The sequence below is a fragment of the Tabrizicola thermarum genome, from assembly GCF_003574395.1.
Taxonomy (GTDB): domain Bacteria; phylum Pseudomonadota; class Alphaproteobacteria; order Rhodobacterales; family Rhodobacteraceae; genus Tabrizicola; species Tabrizicola thermarum.
The window spans coordinates 112,486-136,862 of the sequence record NZ_QMJY01000081.1 but is presented as its reverse complement, the minus strand read 5'-3'; the positions used below and the strand labels follow the sequence as shown (position 1 = coordinate 136,862).

The 24,377-nt window shown below is 66.5% G+C and carries 30 protein-coding genes; 20 read left to right on the top strand and 10 right to left on the bottom strand.

Annotation, left to right across the window (positions count from 1 at the left end):
- Nucleotides 1-220: 220 nt before the first annotated feature.
- Both hslU and D5084_RS15095 read right to left on the bottom strand, forming a co-directional pair.
- On the bottom strand, nt 221-1,519 hold the full coding sequence (gene hslU / locus D5084_RS15100; protein ID WP_128516331.1) for an ATP-dependent protease ATPase subunit HslU: 1,299 nt from the start codon (nt 1,517-1,519) through the stop codon (nt 221-223).
- Nucleotides 1,516-2,574 (bottom strand): hypothetical protein, encoded by a 1,059-nt coding sequence (locus D5084_RS15095; protein WP_128516330.1) that lies wholly within the window; start codon nt 2,572-2,574, stop codon nt 1,516-1,518. The genes hslU and D5084_RS15095 overlap by 4 nt, the downstream gene beginning before the upstream one ends.
- Before the next feature lie 205 nt (nt 2,575-2,779).
- On the opposite strand from D5084_RS15095, the gene D5084_RS15090 reads away from it, so the two are divergent.
- Nucleotides 2,780-3,070 (top strand): BrnA antitoxin family protein, encoded by a 291-nt coding sequence (locus D5084_RS15090; protein ID WP_128516329.1) that lies wholly within the window; start codon nt 2,780-2,782, stop codon nt 3,068-3,070.
- Here the strand turns inward: D5084_RS15090 and hslV are convergent.
- The gene (gene hslV, locus D5084_RS15085; protein WP_128516328.1) at nt 3,067-3,627 is read right to left on the bottom strand and encodes an ATP-dependent protease subunit HslV; all 561 of its coding nucleotides are present in this window, start codon (nt 3,625-3,627) and stop codon (nt 3,067-3,069) included. The two genes, D5084_RS15090 and hslV, sit on opposite strands and share 4 nt — an antisense overlap.
- 97 nt (nt 3,628-3,724) lie before the next feature.
- Complete coding sequence (rpsO, locus tag D5084_RS15080) at nt 3,725-3,994, bottom strand: 30S ribosomal protein S15 (RefSeq protein ID WP_128516327.1); 270 nt, start codon at nt 3,992-3,994, stop codon at nt 3,725-3,727.
- A 339-nt stretch (nt 3,995-4,333) separates the two neighbouring features.
- Between rpsO and D5084_RS15075 the strand changes: the two genes are divergently transcribed.
- Nucleotides 4,334-5,305 (top strand): calcium-binding protein, encoded by a 972-nt coding sequence (locus tag D5084_RS15075; RefSeq protein ID WP_128516326.1) that lies wholly within the window; start codon nt 4,334-4,336, stop codon nt 5,303-5,305.
- A gap of 2 nt (nt 5,306-5,307) precedes the next feature.
- Here the strand turns inward: D5084_RS15075 and D5084_RS15070 are convergent, their stop codons facing one another.
- The gene (locus D5084_RS15070) at nt 5,308-5,808 is read right to left on the bottom strand and encodes a DUF1643 domain-containing protein (RefSeq protein WP_128516325.1); all 501 of its coding nucleotides are present in this window, start codon (nt 5,806-5,808) and stop codon (nt 5,308-5,310) included.
- A gap of 236 nt (nt 5,809-6,044) precedes the next feature.
- On the opposite strand from D5084_RS15070, the gene D5084_RS15065 reads away from it, so the two are divergent.
- The 5 genes from D5084_RS15065 (at nt 6,045) to D5084_RS18560 (ending at nt 9,513) form a co-directional block, all read left to right on the top strand.
- Nucleotides 6,045-6,569, top strand: coding sequence for a DUF1269 domain-containing protein (locus D5084_RS15065; protein ID WP_128516324.1), 525 nt, complete (start codon nt 6,045-6,047; stop codon nt 6,567-6,569).
- A 48-nt stretch (nt 6,570-6,617) separates the two neighbouring features.
- Nucleotides 6,618-7,388: a monofunctional biosynthetic peptidoglycan transglycosylase gene (mtgA, locus tag D5084_RS15060; RefSeq protein WP_128516323.1), complete on the top strand. Its 771-nt coding sequence runs from the start codon at nt 6,618-6,620 to the stop codon at nt 7,386-7,388.
- Between the two features lie 66 nt (nt 7,389-7,454).
- Entirely contained in the window at nt 7,455-8,132 is a 678-nt protein-coding gene (gene fzlA / locus D5084_RS15055; protein WP_128516322.1) for an FtsZ-binding protein FzlA, read from the top strand.
- Nucleotides 8,133-8,180: 48 nt separating this feature from the next.
- Nucleotides 8,181-9,215 (top strand): tRNA epoxyqueuosine(34) reductase QueG, encoded by a 1,035-nt coding sequence (gene queG / locus D5084_RS15050; protein ID WP_128516321.1) that lies wholly within the window; start codon nt 8,181-8,183, stop codon nt 9,213-9,215.
- Nucleotides 9,216-9,345: 130 nt separating this feature from the next.
- On the top strand, nt 9,346-9,513 hold the full coding sequence (locus D5084_RS18560; RefSeq protein ID WP_187644577.1) for a hypothetical protein: 168 nt from the start codon (nt 9,346-9,348) through the stop codon (nt 9,511-9,513).
- A gap of 21 nt (nt 9,514-9,534) precedes the next feature.
- Here D5084_RS18560 and D5084_RS15045 read toward each other — a convergent pair whose 3' ends face one another.
- Nucleotides 9,535-9,966 (bottom strand): MarR family winged helix-turn-helix transcriptional regulator, encoded by a 432-nt coding sequence (locus D5084_RS15045; protein ID WP_202910071.1) that lies wholly within the window; start codon nt 9,964-9,966, stop codon nt 9,535-9,537.
- A gap of 108 nt (nt 9,967-10,074) precedes the next feature.
- Between D5084_RS15045 and D5084_RS15040 the strand changes: the two genes are divergently transcribed.
- Nucleotides 10,075-10,503: an organic hydroperoxide resistance protein gene (locus D5084_RS15040; RefSeq protein ID WP_128516319.1), complete on the top strand. Its 429-nt coding sequence runs from the start codon at nt 10,075-10,077 to the stop codon at nt 10,501-10,503.
- A 63-nt stretch (nt 10,504-10,566) separates the two neighbouring features.
- Here D5084_RS15040 and D5084_RS15035 read toward each other — a convergent pair whose 3' ends face one another.
- On the bottom strand, nt 10,567-11,433 hold the full coding sequence (locus D5084_RS15035; RefSeq protein ID WP_128516318.1) for a branched-chain amino acid aminotransferase: 867 nt from the start codon (nt 11,431-11,433) through the stop codon (nt 10,567-10,569).
- A 138-nt stretch (nt 11,434-11,571) separates the two neighbouring features.
- Between D5084_RS15035 and D5084_RS15030 the strand changes: the two genes are divergently transcribed.
- The 6 genes from D5084_RS15030 to dxs all read left to right on the top strand — a co-directional run bounded on the left by D5084_RS15030 (nt 11,572) and on the right by dxs (nt 16,767).
- Nucleotides 11,572-12,066, top strand: coding sequence for a MarR family winged helix-turn-helix transcriptional regulator (locus D5084_RS15030; RefSeq protein WP_128516317.1), 495 nt, complete (start codon nt 11,572-11,574; stop codon nt 12,064-12,066).
- The gene (locus tag D5084_RS15025) at nt 12,063-12,758 is read left to right on the top strand and encodes a response regulator (RefSeq protein ID WP_128516316.1); all 696 of its coding nucleotides are present in this window, start codon (nt 12,063-12,065) and stop codon (nt 12,756-12,758) included. The genes D5084_RS15030 and D5084_RS15025 overlap by 4 nt, the downstream gene beginning before the upstream one ends.
- A gap of 65 nt (nt 12,759-12,823) precedes the next feature.
- Nucleotides 12,824-13,732 (top strand): histone deacetylase family protein, encoded by a 909-nt coding sequence (locus D5084_RS15020; protein ID WP_128516315.1) that lies wholly within the window; start codon nt 12,824-12,826, stop codon nt 13,730-13,732.
- A complete protein-coding gene (locus tag D5084_RS15015; RefSeq protein ID WP_128516314.1) occupies nt 13,729-13,968 on the top strand; it encodes an exodeoxyribonuclease VII small subunit in 240 nt (79 codons plus the stop codon). Before D5084_RS15020 ends, D5084_RS15015 begins: the two co-directional genes overlap by 4 nt.
- On the top strand, nt 13,965-14,834 hold the full coding sequence (locus tag D5084_RS15010) for a polyprenyl synthetase family protein (RefSeq protein ID WP_435532679.1): 870 nt from the start codon (nt 13,965-13,967) through the stop codon (nt 14,832-14,834). Before D5084_RS15015 ends, D5084_RS15010 begins: the two co-directional genes overlap by 4 nt.
- A 19-nt stretch (nt 14,835-14,853) precedes the next feature.
- A complete protein-coding gene (dxs, locus tag D5084_RS15005; RefSeq protein ID WP_128516312.1) occupies nt 14,854-16,767 on the top strand; it encodes a 1-deoxy-D-xylulose-5-phosphate synthase in 1,914 nt (637 codons plus the stop codon).
- Between the two features lie 30 nt (nt 16,768-16,797).
- Here dxs and D5084_RS15000 read toward each other — a convergent pair whose 3' ends face one another.
- A complete protein-coding gene (locus D5084_RS15000) occupies nt 16,798-17,523 on the bottom strand; it encodes a Crp/Fnr family transcriptional regulator (RefSeq protein WP_238382670.1) in 726 nt (241 codons plus the stop codon).
- 121 nt (nt 17,524-17,644) lie between these two features.
- Between D5084_RS15000 and D5084_RS14995 the strand changes: the two genes are divergently transcribed.
- Nucleotides 17,645-17,980 (top strand): hypothetical protein, encoded by a 336-nt coding sequence (locus tag D5084_RS14995; RefSeq protein WP_128516311.1) that lies wholly within the window; start codon nt 17,645-17,647, stop codon nt 17,978-17,980.
- A 6-nt stretch (nt 17,981-17,986) separates the two neighbouring features.
- Here D5084_RS14995 and pip read toward each other — a convergent pair whose 3' ends face one another.
- Nucleotides 17,987-18,958 (bottom strand): prolyl aminopeptidase, encoded by a 972-nt coding sequence (gene pip / locus D5084_RS14990; protein WP_128516310.1) that lies wholly within the window; start codon nt 18,956-18,958, stop codon nt 17,987-17,989.
- A gap of 55 nt (nt 18,959-19,013) precedes the next feature.
- Between pip and ubiG the strand changes: the two genes are divergently transcribed.
- On the top strand, nt 19,014-19,751 hold the full coding sequence (gene ubiG, locus D5084_RS14985) for a bifunctional 2-polyprenyl-6-hydroxyphenol methylase/3-demethylubiquinol 3-O-methyltransferase UbiG (RefSeq protein ID WP_128516309.1): 738 nt from the start codon (nt 19,014-19,016) through the stop codon (nt 19,749-19,751).
- On the opposite strand, the gene D5084_RS14980 is transcribed toward ubiG, so the two are convergent.
- Complete coding sequence (locus D5084_RS14980) at nt 19,724-20,884, bottom strand: aminotransferase class I/II-fold pyridoxal phosphate-dependent enzyme (RefSeq protein ID WP_128516308.1); 1,161 nt, start codon at nt 20,882-20,884, stop codon at nt 19,724-19,726. The two genes, ubiG and D5084_RS14980, sit on opposite strands and share 28 nt — an antisense overlap.
- Nucleotides 20,885-21,202: 318 nt before the next feature.
- Between D5084_RS14980 and D5084_RS14975 the strand changes: the two genes are divergently transcribed.
- From D5084_RS14975 to D5084_RS14960, 4 genes are all read left to right on the top strand, one after another.
- Nucleotides 21,203-21,982 carry an AfsR/SARP family transcriptional regulator gene (locus tag D5084_RS14975; RefSeq protein ID WP_128516307.1) on the top strand — a complete coding sequence of 260 codons (780 nt, stop codon included), beginning with the start codon at nt 21,203-21,205 and terminating at the stop codon, nt 21,980-21,982.
- A gap of 70 nt (nt 21,983-22,052) precedes the next feature.
- Nucleotides 22,053-22,763 carry a class I SAM-dependent methyltransferase gene (locus D5084_RS14970; protein WP_128516306.1) on the top strand — a complete coding sequence of 237 codons (711 nt, stop codon included), beginning with the start codon at nt 22,053-22,055 and terminating at the stop codon, nt 22,761-22,763.
- 66 nt (nt 22,764-22,829) lie between these two features.
- Nucleotides 22,830-23,903 (top strand): phenylalanine--tRNA ligase subunit alpha, encoded by a 1,074-nt coding sequence (gene pheS / locus D5084_RS14965; RefSeq protein ID WP_494337069.1) that lies wholly within the window; start codon nt 22,830-22,832, stop codon nt 23,901-23,903.
- Nucleotides 23,904-24,359 (top strand): hypothetical protein, encoded by a 456-nt coding sequence (locus D5084_RS14960; RefSeq protein WP_128516304.1) that lies wholly within the window; start codon nt 23,904-23,906, stop codon nt 24,357-24,359.
- Nucleotides 24,360-24,377 lie beyond the last annotated feature (18 nt).

Genomic DNA, 24,377 nt, shown 5'->3' with positions numbered 1-24,377 from the left:
TTGAAATCAAGGGGTTGGCAGCGGCTGATTGCCGGGCGTCAGGATTTTCGGTGGGCGACCCCCACCCCCATCCCCTCCCCACGGAGGGGGAGGGGAGGCGCCCGGCTGCAATGGCCCGCGTCTGCCGGGGCGGAGTGCCCGGGTCTTCGGTCGGATGCCTCCGGCGGGAGTATTTGGAAAAAAGGCAAATGGCGTGGAGGGGTTGGGGACCGGCCCTGGCCTACAACACATATCTGGAGATGTCGGCGGAGCGGGCCAGCGCGCCGAGATTGGTCTCGACGAAGGCCGCGTCCACCGTCACCGACTGGCCGGAGCGGTCGGGCGCGTGGAAGCTGAGGTCCTCGAAAACGCGCTCCATCACCGTGTAGAGGCGGCGGGCGCCAATGTTTTCGACGCTGCGGTTCACCTCGGCCGCGATGCGGGCCAGGGCGGCGATGCCGTCGGGGGTGAAGGTGACGGTCACCTCTTCGGTCGCCATCAGGGCGGTGTACTGCCGGGTGAGGGCGTTGTCGGTTTCGGTCAGGATGCGAACGAAATCCTCTTCCGTCAGGGGGGCGAGTTCGACGCGGATCGGCAAGCGTCCCTGAAGTTCGGGCAAGAGGTCGGAGGGCTTGGCGATGTGGAAGGCGCCGGAGGCGATGAAAAGGATGTGGTCGGTCTTGACCGGCCCGTGCTTGGTGCTGACGGTGGTGCCTTCGATCAGGGGCAGAAGGTCGCGCTGGACGCCTTCGCGGGAGACATCGGCGCCGCGGGCGTCGGAGCGGGCGCAGATCTTGTCGATCTCGTCCAGAAAGACGATGCCGTTTTCCTGGACGGCCTCCAGTGCTGCGGCGCGGACGGCTTCGTCGTCGAGAAGCTTGTCGGCCTCTTGCCCGATCAGGATCTCGTAGCTTTGCGCCACGGTCATCCGCTTGCGGGTCGAGCGGCCGCCGAAGGCCTTGAACAGGTCCTGCAACCCTTGCATCTGCTGTTCCATGCCGGGCATCCCGAAGCCCAGAGGCATCGCCGGGGCGGCGTCGGTCACGTCGATCTCGATCATCGTGTCGTCCAGTTCGCCGCGCTTCAGCTTGGCGCGGAACATCTCGCGGGTCTGGTCGCGGGCATCCTTGCCGGCGATGGCCTCGATCACCCGATCCTCGGCGGATTTCTGGGCCTTGGCCTTGACCTCTTCGCGCATTCGGGCGCGGGTGTCGTTCATGGCGACATCGACAAGATCGCGCACGATGGAATCCACATCGCGGCCGACGTAGCCGACTTCGGTGAACTTGGTCGCCTCGACCTTGAGGAAGGGGGCGCGGGCCAGCCTGGCGAGACGGCGGCTGATTTCGCTCTTGCCGACGCCGGTCGGGCCGATCATCAGGATGTTCTTCGGATAGACCTCGTCGCGCAGGTCGTCGCCCAGCTGCTTGCGCCGCCAGCGGTTGCGCAGGGCGACGGCGACGGCGCGCTTGGCCTCGCGCTGGCCGATGATGAAGCGGTCAAGCTCGGAGACGATTTCGCGGGGGGTGAGGTCGGTCATTCGGTTGATCCATAGGGCGGCAGGCGGGATTTTCCGGGAAAATCGGGAAGGGCGCGCATCACTGCGGCGCGCAACTGCACCCACCAGGTGCCGATGGCGGTGATGAAGGCGCCGAGGAGAAGGAGGGTGAAGATCCAGCCGGTGCCGCCCCCGTCGCCCATCGCCCAACCGATGACGATGGCGATATAGGCGATGGCGGCGGTCAGGAAGCTGCGGCGGTCGATCACCAGGGCAAGCAGGGCGATCGGGATCAGCGCGATGGCAAGAAACCCGGTGCCGCCGCCGTTCAGAAGGGTGACGGCCACGGTGTTGACCAGCGCGGGCGCGGCGAGGAGGTGGCACCAGAAGGCGGTGGCGGAATGGCGGCCGAGGCGGTGCGGGTCGCGGGTGTCGAACCACATGCCGACGAGGAAGGCGCCGATCCCGAAAACGAGGGTGGCGGTGGCAAAGGCCGGGCTTTCGCCGAGATCGAACAGCGCCCGATATCCCCCAGCCCCGAACAGCCCGATCACATTCGCCGCCGAGGCGGTGATCGCGTAGAGCGTGGCCAGCACGGCGGCGCCGGTCAGGAAGGCCGCAAAGGGCAAGCGAAAGCGCCGATACCAGGCGACCAGGGCCAGGGCAGAGGCGGAAAAGCCGAGAATGGCGGTCATGCGCTCGTCCAGCCCGGTCTGGGCCAGTGCGGTGAAGGCGAAGATCACGATCCCGATGCCATAGGCTGTGGCCAGCACCATCGACGGCAGCGTCATCCGGCGCTTGAGCGTGAAATAGCCGGCCCACCACCAGGCGATGCCGGCCGTCGCAAGCGGGACGAGGGTCAGGAGGGCAAAGCCGCCGAAAACCGTCAGCAGGGCCGTCGCCCCGCTGAGCAGGATCACGAGGCCGACCGAGATGAAGATCTCGGAGAAGCCGCGGAAGAATTCGAACGGTTCGTCTTCCTGGGGGAGGCCCGCGCGTTTTCCGGCGCGGTCCTGGGCAAGGGCGGCAAGCGAGGCGGCCTGCGCTTCGCTTAGAATTCCGGCAGCAACAGCGGCGCGCAGGTCTTCGGGGGTCATTCGGGGTGTGCCTCGGCGGGAAATCGGTCAGGCAGAGATAAGGGGTTTGTGGCCGCAAACCAAGTCGGGTAAATTGGTATGTACCTGAAGTATATACTCGCCCGGGACGTAGCTACGGGGCGTAAATATGTGAGCTTCGGGGAACAAGGGACTGAAATCGCAAGGAACCAGGGCAGAAGCACCGGTCGTCCGAGGGAGTTGGTGAATGGTGGAAGAGGGTCCGAAACGGCTGAGCATTGCCGAAAAGCGGGCTTTGAACGGGCCGTTGATGCTGGGCTCGGATGAGCAGGTCGCCAAGACGAATGGCGAGGCCCTGTCGGCGGGGACCTGGACCGATGCGGTGCTGCCAGAGCCGTCGCGGAAGAAACTGATCTCGCTGCGGGTCGATCCCGAAGTGATCGAGTTCTTCAAGGCGCAGGGGCCAGGGTATCAGACCCGGATGAACGCGGTCCTGCAGGCCTACATGCAGGTGAAGAAAGAGATGGGTCAGCGCTAGGTCGCAGCGATCCGTTCCACGGTCAGGTTGCCGTTGGTGTAGACGCAGATGTCGGCGGCGATGGCCATGGCGCGGCGGGCGATGGTTTCGGCGTCGAGGTCGGTTGACATGAGGCCGCGCGCGGCTGCAAGGGCGAAGTTGCCGCCGGACCCGATGGCGGCGACGTCGTGTTCGGGTTCCAGCACGTCCCCCGCGCCGGTGATGACGAACAGGGCCTTTCCGTCGGTGACGATCAGCATGGCCTCGAGATTGCGCAGATACTTGTCCATGCGCCAGTCCTTGGCGAGATCGACGCAGGCGCGGGCGAGCTGACCGGGGGCGGATTCGAGCTTTTTCTCCAGCCGGTCCAGCAGGGTGAAGGCGTCGGCGGTCGAACCGGCGAAGCCGCAGACCACGTCATGCCCGCCGGGAGAGAGGCGGCGGACCTTGCGGGCGGTGCCCTTGATGACAGTCTGGCCGAGGGAGACCTGGCCGTCGCCCGCCACCACGACTTCGCCCCCGCGCCGGACCGCAAGGATGGTGGTGCCGTGCCAGCCGGGGAATGTGTGGTCTGCCATGGGAACCTCTGTTTCGTCCTATATAGGCGCGGCGATGGCGCAACGCAAAACGCCCGCGCCTTTCGGGGCGGGCGTTCCGTAAGGCTGTGGGCCGGTCCTAGCGGCGCAGGCCGAGGCGGGCGATCAGCGAGGCATACCGCGCTTCGTCCGTTTTCTTCAGGTAGTCCAGCAGCTTGCGGCGCTGGGCCACGAGCATGAGCAGGCCACGACGCGAGTGGTTGTCATTCTTGTGGCTCTTGAAATGCTCGGTCAGGGTGGCGATGCGCGAGGAGAGGATCGCAACCTGAACCTCGGGCGAGCCGGTGTCGCCTTCCCTGGTCGCGTATTCCTTGATGAGCTTCGCTTTTTCTTCAACGGTGATCGACATCGGGATCTCCTGTCAAAAGGGTTATGGCGCAAGCCGGGATGTCGTCCAGCAGGGCCCTTGGAGGGTCCGCGATCAGGCGGATGCGGGCGTATAGGCGGAATCGTCGGAAAAGGAAAGGGGTCTGGGTGCAGGGGCCAAGCCTGCCTTAACCATGTGACCAGATTCCCGCGCGGCCATCGCGAACGGCGCTTTGTCGGTGACCGGAGTCGTGGTATGAATCACGAAGGTTTCCGTTCTTTAACATATAGTTAACAGACAGAGCCTGTGGTTGGGTGTGTGAAGCCCGTAGTAGGGGAGTGGGCTGTCTTGCTTGCGTTTCTTGGTTTGTTCGGCGCCCTGGTGGCCGGTATCGCCGCCGATGCGATGCTGTTCAGCCGTCAGGAGGATGCGGACGAGTCCGACCCGCCGCAGGAGGACGAGGAAGAGACAGCCGACAACGGCGATCTTCTGACAGAGATACTGGGCGAGCCGGGCCTGCCGGAGTCGGACGACATCCCTGACCCGGTGGACGACCCCGTCACGCTGGACGGCGGTGATGAAGCCGACAATCTGTCAGGCCTTGGCAATGACGATGAAATCCACGGCTATGGCGGGTCCGACCTGATCGACGGCCGGGGCGGCGACGACTGGATGGATGCCGGCGACGGCAATGATGCGGTCTGGGGCGGCGACGGTGACGATACGATCTGGGGGGGCGACGGAAATGACAGCCTGATCGGCCAGGCGGGCGATGACGTCATTTCGGGCGGCGCCGGGGATGACAGTCTTGCCGGGTGCGACGGCAACGACAGCCTGTCGGGCGATGCCGGGGGTGACACGCTGCTGGGCGGTGAAGGCGACGACGGGCTGGATGGCGGCGACGGGAATGACTGGCTTGCAGGCGGCATTGGCAATGACAGCCTGATCGGCGGAAAGGGGTCGGACATACTCGATGGCGGTGCCGGGGACGACTGGATGTCCGGCGCCGAGGACGGACCGGACGCCCAGGAGGGAGATTTCCTGAACGGCGGGGCGGGGAACGACACGATCCTGATGGGGGCGGGCGACCATGCGACAGGCGGTGCCGGTGCGGATGAGTTCATCCTTCAGCATTGGCAGCACGATACCCATGTCGCGCAGGTTGCCGACTATGACCCGTCCGAGGATCAGCTGGTCATCGTCTATGACCCCTCGGTCCATACCGATCCGGTCCTGACCATCGGGCCGAACGAAGGCGGGCAGGGTCAGGTCATCTATCTGGATGGCGCGCGGGTTGCCGTGGTGAACGGCGCCCCGGTCGATCCTGCCGATATCCGGCTGGTCACCGGCTGACCCTACCAGGGCAGGGGCTGCTGATCGTAAGCGACATAGAGGGGGTGACGCGGTTGGGCCTGGCCGGTCAGACCAAGATGGAACAGAGGCGCCCCGGTCTGTCGCAGCAGGGCTTCAACGGCGGCTCCGCGGTCAAGGTGCAGGCCATGGTTCCCCCAGGCGCAAAGCACCATGTCTGCCCAGGCCGCACTGTCCAGGATGGCCGCATCATTGGCAGGACCCACGGGGTCGGCTTCGGCGCGCATCACCCTGGGATCCGTGGCGCGGAAGGCGAAGATGTTCGTCACCCGGAACGCCCCGAAACCCAGCGCCATGGCGCGGCGCTGGCAGCGTTCGACGGTCGGGTCGTTCTGCAACTCGGTCGCGGTCGAGGGATTCAGCATCACAAACAGCGCCTTGGGCCCCCGACCCCAGGTCCGCGTCAGAAGATAGCGATAGCGTTCGCAATCGGAATAGACCGCCTCGGACAGCGTACCGGACCTGGAATGACTGCGCGAGATCACCGGCCTGCCCCCTTTTGGCCACCGCAGGTGCCGGACGGGACCCACTCGGGGCCCCCCGTCACGACGGGCGGCAGGGAACAGTTCCGGCTGCGGCGGGTCAAGGGCAAAAGGGCGCTTATGTGCCGACGGCCGCGATCGGGCGGGGCGAAAATGGCCGGGGCTGCGGTTTGCGCTTGTTGCATCGTTTCTGGCGCGCCTAGATACGGGCGCATCAACCTGCGGCAGGAGTGCGCGACATGTCCGATCTGATCCTGGCCTTTTACCGCACGCCGAGCGCGGCCTTCGCGGCAGGCCAGGCGCTGGCGGCCTTTCAGCGCGCTGCGGGGACGGAAGCGGAAGATATCGTGGTTGTGACCCGGGATGGCACGGGCCGGGTTCAGGTCAACCAGTCGATCGACATGGCCACCGGCAGGCCGCTGGGTGGGGGGCGCTGGGGCGCGCTGATCGGCCTGCTGTTCCTGGATGAACGCGATCCTCGGTCGGGGCCAGGGGGGCTGGCGGCGCAGTTCCGGGCGGTCGGGCTGGATGAAGGTTTCTTGCAGGATGCGACAACGGCGCTGGACAAGACCGGGGCTGTCATCGGCATGCGGGTCCGGCTTCTGGGCCGGGACCGGGTGACACGCAGGCTGACCGGTCTGGCCGGCAACCCGATGTTGCTCTGGACCCGGCTGAGCGCAGAGACCGAAGAGGCGCTGTTGGACATGCAGAGCCAGATCCCCGAGGCGGTGGTTGCGCCGGCCCTGGTGCAAGACGGCCCGTGAAGGACTTGTGGCTTGACGGGCGCGTTCCGCCTGCGGCCTTGTGACAGCATGACCGAGAAATCTGCCGAGAAGCCCGCCGCAAGGACCGGCGCGACGCCCCGGAAGCGGAAGGCAAAAGCCGAAGCTGCTCCGGTTGTGCCGGTGTCGTGGCTGCGCCGGGGCCTCCGCTGGCTGTTGCGGGGCCTGGGCGCGGTGGTGGCGTTCTATGCGGCGCTGATCCTGTTGTTCGCCGTCGTGCCGCCGCCGATCAACCTGTATCAGCTGGGCGAATCCTGGCGGCTGGGCGGGATCGAGAAGGACTGGGTCAGCTGGGACGAGATTGCCCCGGTCATGGGGCGGTCGGCGGTGGCGGCCGAGGATGCAAACTTCTGCAATCATTGGGGTTTCGACATGGCTGCCATCCGCCAGGCGATCGAGGCGGGCAGCAATCGCGGGGCCTCGACGATCAGCCAGCAGGTGACGAAGAATGTCTTTCTGTGGCACGGGCGCAGCTGGAGCAGGAAGGCGATGGAGGCGATCCTGACTCCTCTGGTCGAGCTGGTGTGGTCCAAGCAGCGCATCCTGGAGGTCTACCTGAACGTGGCCGAGTTCGATGAGGGCGTGTTCGGCATCCAGGCGGCAGCGCAACATTACTTCGGGGTGGATGCCAAGGACCTGACGGCCCTGCAGGCGGCCCGGCTGGCGGCGATCCTGCCGAACCCGCGGGTGTGGAGCCCGACGAAACCGTCGACCTTCGTGAGGAGCCGGACCCGCAGCATCATGTCGGGCGCCGAGACGATCGCCGCGGACGGTCGTTCCGCCTGTTTCGAGGACCGATAGGGCGCGAGGGATTGAATTCCGGCCCCCGTCGCGGCAATGAAGGGGCGTACCGGAGATCTCCGCCCGATGAACCGCCCGACGAACCGTCTGTATCACGTCCCGCTTTCGCCCTTTTGCCGCAAGGTCCGCCTGACGCTGGCGGAAAAGAAGATCGAGGCGGAGCTGGTCGAGGAACGGTATTGGGAGCCCTCGCCCGATTTCCTGCGGCGCAACCCGGCCGGAAAGGTGCCGGTGCTGAAGATGGGCACCAAGGTGATGAGCGAAAGCCAGGCGATCTGCGAATATCTGGAGGAGATCTCGCCGCAGGTGCCGTTGATGCCCAAGGATGCCGAAGGCAGGTATGAGGTGCGCAGGCTTTGTGCGTGGTTCGACGACAAGTTTCACCACGAGGTGACGTCGAAGCTGTTGTACGAGCGGGTGAACAAGAAGGTCACCGGCCAGGGCTATCCGGATTCGAAGAACGTCAAGCTGGGCTCGATGCGGATCAAGTATCACCTGGACTACATGGCCTGGCTTCTGGATCAGAGGCGCTGGCTGGCGGGCGATGTGATGACGCTGGCGGACTTCACGGCGGCGGCGCATCTGAGCTGTCTGGACTACATCAGCGATGTCGACTGGAACCGCCATGCGGTGCTGAAGGACTGGTATGCCAAGATCAAGTCGCGGCCGTCCTTCCGGCCGCTGCTGGCGGATCAGGTTTCGGGCTTTCCGCCGGCCTCGCATTATGCCGACCTGGATTTCTGAGCCCTGCCCCCGGGGCGCTGCCCCGGACCCCGGGATATTTGTGGACAGATGAAAGGGCTGACGAAAGAGCAGCTGGTGGCGCGGGCCTTGGAGGAGGGTTTCGTCAAGGCCGGGATCTGTCGCCCGGATGCGGTCCCCGAAGCCGCGGGTCGGCTGCGGGCGTTTCTGGCGGCGGGGCGACAGGGGCAGATGGGCTGGATGGCCGAGCGGGAGGCCTGGCGCGGCAACCCGGCGGCGCTGTGGCCGGAGGCGCGGTCGGTCATCATGCTGGCAGAAGCCTATACGCCGGAGGTCGACCCGATGGCGGGGCTGGGCGAGCGGGACCGGGGCGTGATCTCGGTCTATGCGCAGGGAAAGGACTACCACGATCTTGTCAAGCGACGGCTGAAGCGGCTGGGGCGCTGGCTGATCGAGACGGCCGGGGGCGAAATCAAGGTGTTCGTCGATACAGCCCCGTTGATGGAAAAGCCCCTGGCGCAGGCGGCTGGGCTGGGCTGGCAGGGCAAGCATACCAACCTTCTGGGGCGCGATCTGGGGAACTGGGTGTTCCTGGGCGCGATCTTCACCACGCTGGAGCTGGAACCGGACGCACCGGAGGTCAGCCATTGCGGGACCTGCACCGCCTGTCTGGACGTCTGCCCGACCAAGGCTTTTCCCGCGCCTTATCAACTGGATGCCCGGCGATGCATTTCCTATCTGACCATCGAGCACAAGGGGCCCGTGGAAACAGAGCTGCGTGAATGTATCGGCAATCGTATCTACGGCTGCGACGATTGTCTGGCGGTCTGTCCGTGGAACAAGTTCGCGGTGGCGGCGCGCGAGATCGGGTATCAGCCGAAACACGGGTTGCCGGAGTTGGCCGATCTGGCGGCGCTGGACGATGCGGGGTTTCGGGAAAGGTTCGCCGGATCGCCGATCAAGCGGATCGGGCGCGACAGGTTCGTGCGAAACGTGCTGTATGCGATCGGAAACTCGCATTCGGCCAATCTGGCTGCGGTGGCACAGGGATTGGTGCAGGATGCCGATCCGGCCGTGGCCGATGCGGCGCGCTGGGCGGTGGCGCGGCTGCAGGCGAAGGCATGAGCCCGCCGACGTGACCCGTCCGACCGGCAGCGGAGGTCGGCGGTTTGATGCTTGGGGCCTGCGGATCGGCCTTGGGACTTCGCCGATTCGGGTGCAGACTGATGGTCCTGCAGATCCGAGGGAGGAGAGCATGAGCCGTCATCTTGCCGATCATCGCGCCCGGTCCAGCGGGGGCCGCGTCAAGCATTTCCTGCGACTGGCCCGCACGCCGCGCGAGACCTGGCTGCGGCCCCGGGGGGCCTCGGGGGCGACCCGACTGGTCCAGTTCCTGCGGATCGATCGCGGGCGCAGCGTCTGAGCCGGGCAGAGCGGGCGCGGCTCAGGCCTTCGCGGGTTTGAGCCTGTCCCGCAATTCGACAAGGATGTCGCGGAGGTCGGCAATTTCGGACTGCCGAAACCCGGTCTTTTCCGCAAAGGACCGCGGAACAGAGGCCGCGCGGGCGGCGAGGTCACGGCCGGCATCGGTGAGGCGCAGACGGACCTGGCGTTCGTCCCTGGTATCGCGGCTGCGTGTCAACCAGCCGGCGGCCTCCATCCGCTTGAGAAGCGGGGTCAGCGTGTTCGATTCAAGCCGCAACTCGGCGCCAAGCTGGCTGATCGTAAGTCCGTCCGCCGCATTGAGCGCACAGATGGCGAGATATTGCGGATAGGTCAGACCCAGCGGCTGCAACAGCGGGGCGTAGGCGGCATGGACCGCATGGGCGGTCGAATGCAGCGCAAAGCAAAGCATGTCAGACGGCGTCAGGGTCATGCGACGATGATACATCGCGCGCGATTTGAAGCAAGGCGCTTGACAGGCGGCAGACGCTCTGACAGACATCAATCGTGCACGATATAATCGTAGTGGAAGGATTATGGAATGACCGTTGATGTCAAATACTGGACCGAAGCCAAGGCCACCGGCGGCGGGCGGAATGGGGTTGCCTCGCTGGCGAATGGTCAGCTGACGGTGACCCATTCTAGCCCGAAGGAACTGGGTGGCTCGGGCCTGGGCCACAACCCGGAAGAGTTGTTCGCCCTTGGCTACAGTGCCTGCTACCTGGGCGCGATGCGGTTTGCGGCCAGCAGCGAAAAGCTGGGCACGGTGCCGGACGATGCGACCGTGACGGCCCATGTCGGGATTGGTGGCCGGTCGGACGGCGGATTCGGGCTGAAGGTGCGACTGGTGGTCAGCATGCCAGGCGTCGACCGCGCGGTGGCCGAGAAGATTGCCGAACGGGGGCATTTCATCTGCCCATACTCGCACGCGACCAGGGGCAACATCGAGGTCACGACGGAAATCGCCTGATCCGGGCGGCGACATGAGAAAGGCCGGGCAGGGTGCCCGGCCTTTTTCCTTTGCGCGGTCGGGTCAGGCCCGGACGAGCCTTTCGTATTCGGTGGCGACGCGGCGGGTCAGATCTCCCACTTCGAAGGTGTAGTCGCCGATCTGGCCCACGGGGGTCACTTCGGCGGCGGTTCCGGTGAGCCAGCACTGCTGGAAGCCCTCCAGCTCTTCGGGCAGGATGTGGCGTTCGTGCACCTTGATCTGCATGTCCCTCAGCATCTGGATCACCGTTTGCCGGGTGATGCCGTTCAGGAAGCAGTCGGCCTTGGGGGTGTGGACCTCTCCGTCCTTGACGAAGAAGATGTTGGCGCCCGTCGCCTCGGCCACATAGCCGCGATAGTCGAACATCATCGCGTCAGAGCAACCCTTGGCCTGGGCGGCGTGCTTGGACATGGTGCAGATCATGTAGAGGCCGGCGGCCTTGGCCTCGGAGGGGATGGTCTCGGGCGAGGGGCGTTTCCACTTGGCGATGTCGAGTTTCGCGCCCTTGAACTTGGCGTCACCATAGTAGCTGCCCCAGGTCCAGCAGGCGACGGCCAGGCGGACCGGGTTCTGGAGCGAGGCGACCCCCATGTCCGGCCCCGCGCCGCGCCAGGCGATCGCGCGGACATAGGCGTCGGTCAGGTTGTTGGCCTTGAGCGTCGCTTCCTTGGCGGCGTCGATCTGTTCGGCACTGTAGGGGATCGGCATGTCCAGAAGCTCGCCCGAGCGCAGAAGGCGCAGCGAATGTTCGTGGCCCTTGAAGATCTTGCCGTTGTAGCAGCGTTCGCCTTCGAAGACCGACGAGGCATAATGGAGCGCGTGAGTCAGGATGTGGACGTTCGCGGACCGCCATTCCACCAGCTTGCCATCCATCCAGATGAACCCGTCGCGATCGTCATAACCTGCCATTTGACCCTCCAGCTTTGCGAAAGTTGCGCCCGAAAGGTCCGCATCGGACAGATTCTTGCGCGAAATCGAAAGAGGGTTACGGGTTCGTGCTTGGAAAGTCAACAAGGCTGACGTAAATTCCGGGAAAAGGAGACTGTGATGGCCGAGACACCGGGTGGCGAGAACCTGCTGTTCCTGACCGACGAACAGCTGCGGAAGGGCATCGAGGCGATGTTCTTCGCCTATCGCGGCTTCACGGCCGACCCGGACCGGATTCTGGAAGGGATGGACTATGGCCGGGCGCATCACCGGGCGATCCATTTCATCCATCGCTCGCCCGGGACGACGGTTTCCAACCTTTTGTCGATCCTTGGTGTTACAAAGCAGTCGTTGAATCGTGTGTTGCGCACCCTGATCGAGGATGGCCTTGTTCGCAGTGAAAAGGGCAAGGTGGATGCACGGGAACGGCATCTGCATTTGACGGACAAGGGACAGATGCTGGAACGGGAATTGTCGGACGCGCAAAGGGCGCGGATGCGGGCGGCCTATCGCGCGGCGGGGCCGCAGGCGGTGGCGGGCTTCCGGCAGGTGCTGGAGGCGATGATGGACCCGGAGATGCGGCGCCAGTACAACCGGCTGAAGGAGGGCGGCTGATGGTGCCGGATGCGCATCTTCTGATCGTCGATGATGACGAGCGTATCCGGGGTCTGTTGCAGAAGTTCCTGATCCGCAACGGATTTCTGGTTTCTGTCGCGCGCGATGCTTCTCAGGCGCGGCGCATCCTCGGCGGGCTGGAGTTCGACCTGATCGTCATGGATGTGATGATGCCGGGCGAGGACGGGGTGACGCTGACGCGCGAGTTGCGCAAGACGATGACGACTCCGGTCCTGCTGTTGACCGCCCGGGGCGAGACGGCCAACCGGATCGAGGGGCTGGAGGCGGGGGCGGACGACTACCTTGTGAAGCCCTTCGAGCCGAAGGAGTTGCTTCTGCGGATCAACGCGATCCTGCGGCGCGTCCCGGTGGCCAAGGCTGCCGAGCCCGTGCGGCAATTCCTGCACATGGGCGCGGTGCGCTACGACCTGGACCGGGGCGAGATGTGGCGCGGGGAGGTTCCGGTGCGGCTGACGGCGACCGAGGCGGCGCTGATGCGGATCTTTGCGGCGCAGCCGGGGGTGCCGCTGAGCCGCGAGAAGCTGGTGGCCGACCAGGGCGAGGACGCGGCGCAGGAGCGTGCGGTGGACGTGCAGATCACCCGGCTGCGGCGCAAGATCGAGGACGACCCGAAGACCCCCCGCTATCTGCAGACGGTGCGGGGCGAGGGCTATATGTTGCAGCCGGATTGAAGGCTGAAGCCAGCGGGGGTTTCACACCCCCGCACCCCCGTGGAGTATTTCGAAAAGAGCAAGCCATGCTGGTATTCACGCATTCCGACTGCGCGCGTCATGTGACCCCGCCGGGGCACCCGGAACGGGTGGAGCGGCTGGCGGCGGTGGAGCGGGGGCTTGCCGGCCTGCCGGTGGAGCGGCGGGACTGTCCGTCCGGGGAGGAAACCGAGGTGCTGCGCTGTCATCCGGCGGGGTATCTGGAGCGGGTGAAGGCCGCGGTCCCGCGCGAGGGCTGGACGCAGCTGGACGGGGACACGTTCCTGTCGCCGGGGTCGTATCAGGCGGCGATGCGGGCGGTGGGCGGGATCTGTGCGGCGGTCGATGCGGTGTTGCGCGGGGAGGCGAAGACGGCCTTCGTGGCCGGGCGTCCCCCCGGGCACCATGCCGAGCGCGAGGCGGCGATGGGGTTCTGTCTGTTCGGAACCGTGGCCATCGGGGCGAAGCGGGCGCTGGATCATCACGGGCTGGCCCGCGTCGCCATCGTGGATTTCGACGTCCATCACGGCAACGGGACGCAGGATCTGTTGTGGGACGAGGGGCGGTGTCTGTTCGTCTCCAGCCACCAGATGCCCCTGTATCCCGGGACCGGGCGGCCCGAGGAGCGGGGGGCGCATGGGCAGGTGCTGAACGTTCCGCTGCGGGCGGGCTCGGGCGGCAAGGCGATGCGGGAGGTCTATGAGGGCGCGGTTTTCCCGGCCCTCGCGGCCTGGAACCCGGAGCTGCTGCTTGTTTCCGCCGGGTTCGATGCCCATGCCGACGATCCTCTGGCCGGGCTGGAATGGCAGGCGGAGGACTATCGCTGGCTGACCGACCGGCTGTGCGATTTCGCGGGGGGGCGGGTGGTGTCCTCGCTGGAGGGGGGCTATGATCTGGACGCGCTGGCGGCAAGCGTCGCGGCGCATGTGGGCGTGCTGGAGGAGCGGGGCCGATGAGCGACAAGGCCGTTGAGGCGATGAGTTTCGAGGAGGCGATGGCCGCGCTGGAGCAGGTCGTGGGCGCCCTGGAGCGCGGCGAGGTGCCGCTGGAGCAGTCGATCGCGCTGTATGAGCGGGGGGCGGCGCTGAAGGCGCATTGCGCGAAGAAGCTGGCCGAGGCCGAGGAGAAGGTGGAGCTGATCCGGGCGCAGGAAGGCCGGGCGGTGGGCACGACTCCGGCGGAGGGGATGTGAATTTCCCGCAAAGGTTGGCGGCGGATGCCGGGCTGGTTGAGGCACGGTTGTTGTCTGCCTTGGAAGGGCGCGCGGACCAGCCGGTGACGCAGGCGATGCGTTATGCGGTGCGCGGGGGCAAGCGGTTGCGCGGGTTTCTGGTGCTGGAAGGCGCGCGGATGCTGGGGGTTCCAGAGGCCCGGGCGGTGAGCGCGGCGGCGGCCATCGAGGCCTTGCATGCCTATTCGCTGGTGCATGACGATCTGCCCTGCATGGACGACGACGACCTGCGGCGCGGGCAGCCGACGGTTCACAGGAAGTGGGACGAGGCGACGGCGGTTCTGGCGGGGGATGCCCTGCAGACGCTGGCCTTCGAGCTGTTGTGCGATCCGGCGCTGGGGTCTGCCGAAGTTCGGATGGCGTTGGTTGCGGGGCTGGCGAAGGCCTCGGGGATTGACGGGATGGTGCTGGGTCAGGCGCTGGATATCGCGGCCGAAACCGCAGGGCGCGCGCTGACGCTGGAGGAGATCACCGTGTTGCAGGCGGGCAAGACCGGGGCGCTGATAGGCTTTGCGGCGGAGGCGGGGGCGGTGATTGCGGGGGCGGACCCTGGCCCCCTGCGGCGATATGCGGCGGCGCTGGGGCTGGCCTTTCAGATCGCCGACGACATTCTTGACGTGACGGGCGACGAGGCCAGGACAGGCAAGCGGCTGCACAAGGACGCCGAAGCGGGAAAGGCGACTTTCGTCTCGCTGCTGGGGCTTGAGGGCGCGCGGGCCCGGGCGGCGGAGCTGGTGGCCGAGGCCGAGGCGGCTGTCTTCGGGTATGGGGCTGCGGCGGCCAACTTGATCGCCGCGGCGCGCTTCGTTATCGCGCGGGACAGTTGACCCGGCAAATGCAGGCATGATGACCGACCGACCCAAGACCCCTCTGCTTGACCGGGTGACGCTGCCTTCGGACCTGAAGGCGCTGAGCGACCGGGAGCTTCGTCAGTTGGCAGACGAACTGCGGGCCGAGACGATTTCGGCGGTGTCGCAGACCGGCGGGCATCTGGGGGCGGGGCTGGGGGTGGTCGAACTGACGGTGGCGATCCATGCCGTGTTCGACACGCCGCGCGACAAGCTGATCTGGGATGTCGGTCACCAGTGCTATCCGCACAAGATCCTGACCGGGCGGCGGGACCGGATCCGCACGCTGCGGCAGGAGGGGGGCCTGAGCGGGTTCACCAAGCGGTCGGAAAGCCCCTATGACCCGTTCGGGGCGGCGCATTCCTCGACCTCGATCAGTGCGGCGCTGGGGTTCGCCATGGCGGCCGATCTGGGCGGCGACCCGGGCGATGCGATCGCTGTGATCGGCGACGGGGCGATGAGCGCGGGCATGGCCTTCGAGGCGATGAACAACGCGGGCCATCTGAAGAAGCGGCTGTTCGTGATCCTGAACGACAACGAGATGTCGATCGCTCCGCCGGTCGGGGCGCTGTCGGCCTATCTGAGCAGCATCTATGCCGCCGCACCCATGCAGGACCTGAAGCAGGTGGCGAAGGGGATCGTGGGCCTTCTGCCCTCGCCGCTGCAAGAGGGGGCGAAGCGGGCCAAGGACATGCTGAAGGGCATGGCGGTGGGCGGGACGCTGTTCGAGTCGCTGGGGTTCGAATATGTCGGACCCATCGACGGGCATGATCTGGACCAGTTGCTGCCGGTGTTGCGGACGCTGAAGGCGCGGGCGACCGGGCCGGTCTTGCTGCATGTGCTGACGAAGAAGGGCAAGGGTTATGCCCCGGCCGAGGCGGCGCGGGACAGGGGCCATGCGACGGGCAAGTTCGACGTGCTGACGGGCGTGCAGGTCAAGGCGGCGTCGAATGCGCCGAGCTACACCAAGGTCTTCGCGCAGTCGCTGATCGCCGAGGCGGAGCGGGACGACAAGATCGTCGCCGTCACGGCGGCGATGCCGGACGGGACGGGGCTGGACCTGTTCGCCGGGCGCTTTCCGAAGCGGTGTTTCGACGTGGGGATTGCCGAGCAGCACGCGGTGACCTTCAGCGCGGGGCTGGCGGCGGGCGGAATGAAGCCGTTCTGTGCGATCTACTCGACCTTCCTGCAACGCGGCTACGATCAGGTCGTGCACGATGTAGCGATCCAGCGGCTGCCGGTGCGCTTTGCCATCGACCGGGCGGGGCTGGTGGGCGCAGACGGGGCGACCCATGCGGGGGCCTTCGACGTGGCCTTTCTGGCGAACCTGCCGGGCTTTGTGGTGATGGCCGCGGCGGACGAGGCCGAGCTGGTGCATATGGTGGCAACGGCGGCGGCGCACGACGACGGCCCGATTGCCTTCCGCTATCCTCGCGGCGAGGGCGTGGGGGTTGAGATGCCCGCGCGCGGGGTCCCGCTGGAGATCGGCAAGGGCCTGGTGGTCCGGGAAGGCTCGCGCGTGGCCCTCTTGTCCTTCGGGACCCGGCTGGCGGAAAGTCTGAAGGCGGCAGAGGCCCTGGGCCAGCGGGGCGTGTCGGTGACGGTGGCGGATGCGCGCTTTGCCAAGCCGCTGGACCGGGAGCTGATCCTGCAGCTGGCGCGGGATCATGAGGCGCTGCTGACGGTCGAGGAAGGCGCGATCGGCGGGTTCGGCAGCCATGTGGCGCAGCTTCTGGCCGAGGAAGGGGTGTTCGACCGGGGGCTCAAGTTCCGCAGCCTGGTCCTGCCCGACATCTTCATCGACCAGGCCAGCCCCGAAGCGATGTATCGGGTCGCGGGATTGGACGCGGCGCATATCGAGGCGAAGGTGCTTGAGGCGCTGGGCGTCGCGGTGGTGGGCAAGCGGGCGTAGCTGCGGATCGGCCCGCATCCTTGATCGGGATCAGATCAGCGGACGGCGTTCCTCACGCTCCATCGGCAGGCCCGCAAGGGTGAACATGCGTTCGGGGTCGAGCATGTTCAGCCGGCCGCGCTTCCAGACTAGAAGGCCCATGCCGCGCAGGATCGAGACGGTGCGGCTGGTGTGGACGGTGGACAGGCCGAGCGCGTCGGCGAGTTCATGCTGGCGGAAGGGCAGATGGACGCCGTCGCTTGTGCCAAGTCCCAGAGCAGACAGCCGCTGCCAGATCCGTGCCAGGGCCCAGGCGACACGTTCGGTCGCGTCGCGTTGGCCGAGAGTGGCGATGGTTTCGCCGAGGAAGTGCTCCTCGACCGCGGCGATCCAGGTCAGGTCGTAGGCGCGGTCCGGCTTGTCGCGGAACAGGTCCCACAGCCGGCTGCGCTGGAAGACGCAGACCCGCATCGGTGTCGTGGCCTGCACCGAATGGCGCATTTCGCCCATGATCCCGGCCTGAAGGCCGAGGAAATCGCCCGGGAAGACGAAGTTCACCACCTGGCGGCGGCCGTCTTCCAGCTGGATCGACCGGGTGGCAAAGCCCTCCAGCACGGTGAACAGGCGGTCGGAGCGTTCGCCCTGCGACAGGAGAGTTTCGCCAGGCTGGAAAGTTGCCTCGCCGTGCTTGAACGCTCGCATGAAGACGATCTCTTCGGGCGTGAAGGGCAGGAACATCGAGCGTTTCTGCAACGGACAGGCGGCGCAATCGATCATCTTCGGCAGTAACCTCTGCAAACATAACACAGGTTAATGCGGGCGGGCCCGAAAGCGTTCCATTGGAGCTGTGGAAAATGACATCAAACTGACGTGCCTGGTCCTGGAACCCGTTGCCCTGGTGGCAGAGGACCTGTTGACCATGGTGGATGACGCGATGCCTGGGACGCGGATGCTGATGGCAAGCACGCCCGAGAGGGCGGCGGAAATCCTGCGCGACCATCGGGTGGACATTGCCTTCCTGAACCTGTCGCCGCTGGCGCTGGCGCGGACGGGTCTGGTCGAGAGGCTGGAGGCGATGCGGGCGATGGTGGTGCTTATGGGCCACGAGGGCAGCGACGTCCCGGCGCAGTTTCGCGTGCTGGAACTGCCCTTTGTCAGGTCGACCGTCACGCACGAGTTGCGGACCGCGATGCAGCGGCTTCTGGGAATTGGCCGGGAGAACGGGGGCCGCTAGGGCCTGTCAGGGTTGACGGAGGCTGTCCATGACCCGCACAAGGGCCTCGGAGATGCCGGGTTCGGACAGGGCGTGGCCGGCCATCGGGACCATCTTCAGTTCGCATTTCGGCCAGCCCCTGGCCAGCGTCCAGGCGGACTGCGGCGGGCAGATCATGTCGTAGCGGCCCTGGATGATCGTCGTCGGGATATGCTCGATCCGCGGACGCTCGCGCAGGATCCAGCCGTCGCGTTCGAGGAAGCCTGCGTTCTGGAAATAGTGGTTTTCCAGGCGGGCAAAGGCGCGGGCATAGTCCGAGGGGCTTTCGCCCAGCGCGCCTTCGTTCTGGATCGAGGCGAGCGCATTTTCCCAGTTGGCCCAGATGCGGCCGAAACGGGTTTCCTCGACAAGGTTTCCCGAAAACAGGCGGCGGTGGTAGGCGGCGATGAGGTCGGACCGCTCGGCCTCGGGGATGACTTCGACAAAGCGGGACCACAGGTCGGGGAAGAAAGCCCCTGCCCCGCCGCCGTAGAACCAGGTGAGCTCGGCCCTGGTGGCCAGGAACACTCCGCGCAGGACAAGCTGGGCGACGCGGTCGGGGTGGGTGATGGCGTAGATCAGCGCCAGGGTAGCGCCCCAGCTGCCGCCGAAGCCGATGAATCGGTCGATGCCAAGCGAGGTGCGGATCGTCTCGACATCCTGGACGAGGTGCCAGGTGGTGTTGGCGGTGACCGAGGCATGGGGGCGCGAGCGGCCGCAGCCGCGCTGGTCGAACAGGATGACGCGGAACACGCGGGGGTCGAAGTAGCGGCGCATGGCGGGAGAGCAGCCTCCGCCCGGGCCGCCGTGGAAGACGATGACGGGGATGCCGTCGGGACGGCCGCATTGTTCGACATAGACCCGGTGGCCATCGCCCACGTCGATCACGCGCTGATCGAAAGGGTCGATCGGCGGGTATAGGTACTCGACTGCGCGCTTTTGACCTGATCTCTGATCCATATTCACCCTATATAGCGTCGGGAATGCCCGGAGTCGAAGGGCAAAGGAGACAAGAATGGCGGTGGATACGGTTGATCCCGGCGAAGTGGCCAAGTTCGAGGCCATGGCGGCCGAGTGGTGGGACCCGAACGGCAAGTTCAAGCCGTTGCACATGCTGAACCCCTGTCGGCTGGACTATATCTGCGCGCAGATCGCCGCCGAGTTCGGGCGGGACCTGGCGGGGTCGGCCCCGTTCAAGGGGCTGCGGATTCTGGATATCGGCTGTGGGGGCGGGCTCTTGTCGGAGCCGATGGCGCGGCTGGGGGCCGAGGTTGTGGGGGCGGATGCTGCGGCACGCAACATTCCGGTGGCCCAGGCGCACGCTCGGCAGTCGGGGCTGGAGATCGACTATCGCCACACGACCGCCGAAGCCTTGGCCGAAGCGGGCGAGCGGTTCGACGTGGTGCTGAACATGGAAGTCGTGGAGCATGTGGCCGATCCGCAGGCTTACCTTACCGCCTGTCAGCAGCTGCTGAAACCGGGCGGGCTGATGATCTGTTCCACGCTGAACCGGAACCCGAAGTCGTTCATGATGGCGATCATCGGCGCGGAATGGGTGATGCGCTGGCTGCCGAAGGGCACGCATGACTGGCAGAAGTTCATCACCCCGGACGAATTGTATGCGCTGATCGAAAAGGCGGGGCTGCGCCCGGTGGATCGCAAGGGGATGGTGTTCAACCCGGTGACCTGGCGGTGGAGCCTGTCGGACCGGGATCTGAGCTGCAACTATGTCACCGCATCGGTGAAGGGATAGAGGCCTGACCGGGCCCGGAACGGTCGCCTGTCGAAGGCGCGGCTGACGTCTCGGATCAGGTCGGCGAGATCGTCGATGTCTGACAGGGTGTGACGGGTGCCAAGCTCGATCCGCCAGCGCGGAGCTTGCGGTGCGACGGTCGGCGGCAGCAAAAGCGTGACGCGCGGTCCGGCGCTTTCCAGCAGCGCAGTGCGGGGCAGCGCGGTCGGCGGCGGGAGCAGGACCGGCACGAAGGGCGACGCCGAGCCAAGCACCCGCGTGCCATCGGCCATCAGGTGATTGCGCAGCCGAAGCGAGACGCCGAGCAGATTGCGGCGCAGGTCGCGGCCCGGCGCGCCGAGGACCTTTGCGGCGGCCGAGGTCAATGCTGCGACAGCCCCCGACGACAGACGGGGCGCGTGTCGGGCGGCTCTTGACGGGTCGAGATCGCGGAACGCGGCGAAGCCGCCCGGCCTTCCGAAGCAGCGCGACAGGCTGCCCAGCACGACATCCGCCCGGCCGAGACAGTTCTGGATCTCCAGCACTCCCCCGCCGTTGAGGCCCATGGTGCCGAAGTCCTGCGACGCATCGACGATCAGAAGGGCGCCGTGTTGGCGGGCGAGGTCGCAGAGACCGGCGATGTCCGACACGCGCGACCCAAGGGCCGAGACTGCGGGAACAGCGATCACCAGCCGCCCGTGATGCGGCTGGCGGGACAGGCGCCGGAGGCGTCGTTCCACCGCCTCGACCGAGCCCGAAGGGAAGCGGTGGAGGTGAGCGCGGCTTGCCAGAACAGTCCCGAACATGGCGGGATCGGACCCGGCATCGACCAGAACCTGATCTCCCGGACGCAGGAGGGCAGCGACCGTGTACCGGATGGCGTCCGTACCCGAGGCGTAGATCACGGCCTTGGGCAGGCACAGTTGCGCCGCGATCCGCTGTTCCAGCGCAAGGTCCGGCATCGTCGGCCCGACAGCTGCGTCGGGTTCGGTTTGTGCGGTCAGTCCCAGCGCATTCAGGCTGGCAAAGTCGGCTCCGGGCCGAAGCCGGTCGGCGGGAGGGTTGGGGCAGGCCGGTAACAGGCCGCCGGCCAGAAGCCGGGCAAGACCATCGGACGCAGGCTTTTCGGTCTGGGCAAGAGCGGGTCTGGGCATGATGCGGCCTTTCTGCGGTGTCCGGGGTCTGGACCTGGGCAGGGTTTGCCGCCATCCCTGTCTGACCCTGACGTCAAGGGGGAAAACTGCGCGTTAATTCCCCGTGAAACGCCGATATCCCCGGAAATCTGCGGGCCAGGCGGGTCGGGCTGCGGCGAATCAGCCGTGATCGCGGCGGTTTCACGGCCCGCCTTTCCCGCGATTTCACGATTTTCTCTCGCTTCGGCACTGGGGCCCGGGTCGATTGACGTAAATTTCACGCTGGCTGTCCGACAGTCGCCGCACAGGAAAACCGCAGCGACATGCGAGGCGACGGCGATGTTCATCCGGCTGATCGGACAGTTCCAGATACAGGACGCAGCGGGGCGGGACCTTACGCCACGGGGGGCCAAGTCACGGGCGATCCTGGCGCTCTTGTGCCAGACACCCGACCACTGCCGTCCGCGCCGCTGGCTGGAGATGCGGCTCTGGTCGGATCGCGGGCAGGAGCAGGCCTCGGGCAGTCTGCGGCAGGCGCTGACCGAAGTGCGCAAGGCCCTGGGTCCGCTGGCAGGGCACCTGCAAAGCGACCGCGACTGCGTGAGGCTGACGGGGTTTGTCACCGACATCCAGCAGGATCCCGACGCCGTGCGGCTGGCCATGAGCCAGGGCCGCGACTTCCTGGAAGGGATCGACATCATGGACGCGGCGTTCCGCGACTGGCTGGCCGAGGAACGGCAGCGGCTGGCGCAGCGGTTCGGGGTCGGCGCCGGGACGCGGTCCGGCCTGGCCCAGCCGTTCCGGCTGCGGCTTGGCGCCCTGCCCGAAGGCACCGAGGTCGGGATCGCCCGCGACCTGGCCGGCGCGATTGCCCGGATGGCGGCCGAATACCTGCTGCGGGACACTGCGGGCGAACCGATCCCCGAGGGCCTTGACCTGCACATCGAGGGGGCCTGGAGCGAGGACCGCGCGCATCTGCGGCTGCGGCTGGTTGCTCAGGCCGGGCAGAAGACGGTGTGGAGCCAGCGGTTGATCGCTACCCGGGCGGCTCCGGACGCCGACGCGACGGGTGCCTTGCCGACGCTGGTCTTCGAAACAAGCGACGCGCCGATCATGTAGCCTTGTGGCTGGACCGGGGCCTGCGAAGCCGCGACACTGGTTCGGGACAGCAAGCGGGAGAGGCCCGGTGATGACGCGATATTTCCGGGACTTCCCGGCCCGAACCGGCAACCGGATGCTGTTCAAGATGGAGCATTATCTGGAGATCTACGACGAGCTTCTGGCCGATCGGCAGGGACGCGACCTGTCGTTTCTGGAGATCGGCATCTACAAGGGCGGGTCGCTGCCGCTGTGGCAGGGGTTCCTCGGGCCGCAGTCGCGGCTGCTGTTCCTGGACATCGACCCGGCCTGCAAGGCGCTGGAGCTGCCGGGAACGCAGGTCGAGATCGGCGATCAGGCCGATCCTGCCTTTCTGGAACGGGTTGGTGCCGCTTACGGCCCCTTTGACCTGATCGTCGACGATGGCGGTCACAAGATGCACCAGCAGATCACCAGCTTCCGCCATCTCTGGCCCCGTCTGCGCGACCGGGGGATGTATATCGTCGAGGATGTGCACACGAGCTATTGGCCGGGCTTTGGCGGCGGGTTCCGTGAGCCCGCAAGTTTCATCGAGTTCGCCAAGGACCTGATTGACCGGATGCATTCCTGGTACACCGAGGACGATGTCGGGTTCCCGCTGCACCCGCTGGCGCGGGAGATCGGGGGAATCCGGTTCTACGACAGCCTTGTGGTGATCGAGAAACGGTTGAAAGAGCCTCCGGTGGCCCTGACCGCGCAGAACGGGCAGATCGGCCGGTCGCGGCGGATGCTGGAGGTCCGGGGGCGGCGGTCGATCTTCTGAACCTTGCATTGCGGGGCCTTCGCCGCTAGCAGAGGGGCGGTTTGCGGGAGACGGGTGATGGACGGGATCGACACGCTCAAGGCCAGGTATCTGGCGGCGGTGGCCGGTGCGGCGGATGAGGCCGGGCTGGAAGAGGTCCGCGTCGCGGCGCTGGGCAAGAAGGGCGAGATCTCGGCCCTGATGGCGGGTCTGGGCAAGATGGACCCCGAGGCGCGGAAGGCCGCCGGGGCCAGTCTGAACGCGTTGAAGGACGAGATCGACGCCGCCCTGCGCGCGCGGAAGGTGGCGCTGGCCGATGCGGCGCTGGATGAGCGGCTGAAGACCGAATGGCTGGACGTGACCCTGCCGGGGCGGCCCAGGCCGCGGGGGACGGTGCATCCGGTCAGCCAGGTGATGGAAGAGCTGACGGCGATCTTTGCCGACATGGGCTTTTCCGTGGCCGAGGGGCCGCAGGTCGAAAGCGACTGGTACAACTTCGACGCGCTGAACATCCCGCCGGAACACCCCGCGCGGCAGGAGCACGACACCTTCTTCATGCATCGCGCCCCGGGCGACAACCGCCCGCCGCATGTTCTGCGGACCCATACGTCTCCGGTGCAGATCAGGGCGATGAAGGAACGCGGTGCGCCGATCCGGGTGATCGCGCCGGGCCGGGTCTATCGGATGGACATGGACCAGACCCATACGCCGATGTTCCACCAGGTCGAGGGGCTGGCGATCGACCGCGACATCAGCATGGCGAACCTGAAATGGTGCCTGGAGGAGTTCTGCCGCGCCTTCTTCGAGGTGGACAAGGTGGAACTGCGGTTCCGCGCGTCGCATTTTCCGTTCACGGAACCCTCGGCCGAGGTGGACATCCGCTATTCCAACGTCGGCGGCCAGCTGAAGATCGGCGAGGGCGACAAGTGGATGGAGATCCTCGGCTCTGGCATGGTGCATCCCAAGGTGTTGCAGGCGGCGGGGGTGGACCCGACGCAATGGCAGGGTTTTGCCTTCGGCATGGGGATCGACCGGATCGCGATGCTGAAATACGGCATCCCGGACCTGCGGGCCTTCTTCGAGGCCGACCTGCGCTGGCTGCGGCATTACGGGTTTTCGGCGCTGGACGTGCCGGACCTGGCCGGGGGCTTGTCGGCCTGAATGGACGACCCGGACCTTTCCGCCCGCCAGCATCTGGCCGCCAATGACCCGGCCTTTCCGGCGCGGCGGGAGGAAGCCTGGGGCCGGATCGTGGCGGCGCTGGACGGGGTGCTGGCGCCTGCGGGCTATGCGCTGACCAAATCGACCTGGAGCCGGGTGACGTCGGCGGGCAAGTCGGCGGTGCACCTTCAACGGGATCGATATGGCTGGGACGTGCGGATCGTGCTGCGGTTCGTGACTCCGGACGGCGAGGTGACGGATCATCCCGACTGGCCGGGCGGCGAGGACGTGACATTGGCCGATTTCTTCGAGCAGGCAGTGGGCGATCCGGGGACGCTGGCCTTCATCGACGTGCTGGAGCGGCCGGAGTGTCTGGACGTGGCCGTGGTGACACTGCGCGATCAGGTCTTGCCCTGGTTCGAGGCGCTGCATCGGGACCACCCGCCCCGGACCTGATTCGGGACCTCGCGGGTT